This is a genomic window from Actinosynnema sp. NPDC059797, from assembly GCF_042732085.1.
In the GTDB taxonomy this organism is placed as follows: domain Bacteria; phylum Actinomycetota; class Actinomycetes; order Mycobacteriales; family Pseudonocardiaceae; genus Actinosynnema.
On the sequence record NZ_JBHWIE010000703.1, the window covers coordinates 1 to 1,664 of the forward strand.

Consider the following 1,664-nt stretch of genomic DNA (forward strand, 5'->3'; position numbering starts at 1 on the left):
GCGTAGCGCCGAGGGGAGTCCGGACGATCTCCAGTCGGGGGCGGGGTCGACCGCCCCGGTCACTGGGGAGGGTGCATGATCCGGTTGCGGGGCTTGGCCGCGGTGGTCGTCGGGGTGGTGGCTTCAGCCGTCTCGGTGACGCCGGTGGCATCGGCGTACGCGTCGTCCTACGTCCACGCGCCCACGGCGGGAGCCCGAGCGGAGGTGGGCGAGCCGCTGCTGATCACCGGGACCTCGGTGGTCGGCGAGGGCACCTCCCCCGACCTCGTGGAGATCACCTTCGACGGCGGCGCGACGTGGGCGCCGACCGACGGCCTGTCCTGGTGGCGCTACGTCTACACGCCGACCGGGGCCGGTGACGTCACCTTCTCGGTGCGCGGCAGCTGGAACGGCCACGTCGGCTCGCCGACCCCGCCGACCACGGTGCGCGTCGGCTCGCCGGGCCTGCCGGTGGTCCACTGCCCGTGCCAGGTCAACCCGATCGACCTGCCGGTGCACGACGCCGACCGGCAGGCGGTGGAGCTGGGCCTGCGGCTGCGGGTCGACCGGCCCGGCTCGCTCGCGGGCGCGAGCCTGGAGCGCGGCGCCTACCGGGGGCCGGTGGCGGTCAGCGTGTGGGGTCCGGGCGGCGCGCTGCTGCACCGCCAGGACGCGCCCGCCGCGACGGGCTACCTCCAGCACGTCACCTTCACCACGCCGGTGCCCGTGGAGGCGGGCGTCGAGTACGTCGTCTCGTACTACACGCCCGAGGGCGGGTACGTCGTCACCGAAGACCTCTTCGTCGGCGCGCTGGTCCAGTCGCCGTTCACCCTCCCCCGCGACGCGGGCGTCTACCGCTACGGCGGCGGTTTCCCGACCGACTCGTGGAACGCGAGCGGCTACGCGGTCCACCCCGTGTTCCACCTCTGACCGACGCCGCGCGGGCCGGCCTCGCCGGGTGCGGGTTCGAGGGTCACGAGAACTCCCACGGCGAGGTCGGCAGCACGCACCCGTCCCGCACCAGCACCCGCGCGAACCGGGGGTCCGCGGCCAGCTCGGCGAGGTCGGTGCACACCGGCGCGGTCAGCGGCGCGGTGCAGCGCCGGGTGGCGCGCGCGTTGAGCCGCGACGCCGCGGACAGCAGCGAGGAGCGCACCTCCTGGCCCGTGCCGGTCCGGACGCGCCGCGCCAGCGCGTCCACCACGCCCCGCGCGCACACCACGGCGCCGAACACGTCGAGGACGGTCATCAGCGACGGCGGCACGCCGGCGTGCGCCTGCACCACGAAGTCCGCGCCCAGCGGCGGCCGGTCGCCCAGCTCGTCGCCCCACCCGGAGGTGTGCGCGTAGACGACGCCCGGCCGGGCCCTGGCCACGTCACGGGCCCGCAGCGCCCACCGCTCCGCCTCGCCGGGACCCCAGTCGTGCAGGAACACGTCGGCGTCGACGGCCAGGTCCAGCAGCTCGTGCCGCCCGGCCACGGTGGTCAGGTCCACCTCGACCACCCGCTTGGCCCGGTTGAGCGCGTGGAACCGGGCCGACACCCGACCGGTCCGGCTGTCGACCAGGGGCGGCACGCGGCGGGCCGGGTCGCCGCCCGGCGGTTCGGCGCGCACCACGACCGCGCCGAGCTGCCGCAGCAGGCGCCCCACCAGCGGGCCCCGCACCCGGTGGCACGACTCCAGC

2 protein-coding genes are annotated in these 1,664 nt (G+C 76.4%); one reads left to right on the plus strand and one right to left on the minus strand.

The window, feature by feature from the left end; translation table 11 throughout:
• The first annotated feature begins 75 nt into the window (after window positions 1–75).
• On the plus strand, window positions 76–909 hold the full coding sequence (locus tag ACFV4N_RS43485; RefSeq protein ID WP_499678553.1) for a DUF4082 domain-containing protein: 834 nt from the start codon (window positions 76–78) through the stop codon (window positions 907–909).
• 43 nt (window positions 910–952) lie between these two features.
• On the opposite strand, the gene ACFV4N_RS43490 is transcribed toward ACFV4N_RS43485, so the two are convergent.
• On the minus strand, window positions 953–1,664 hold a 712-nt coding region (locus ACFV4N_RS43490), incomplete at its 5' end, for a CoA transferase (protein WP_499678554.1).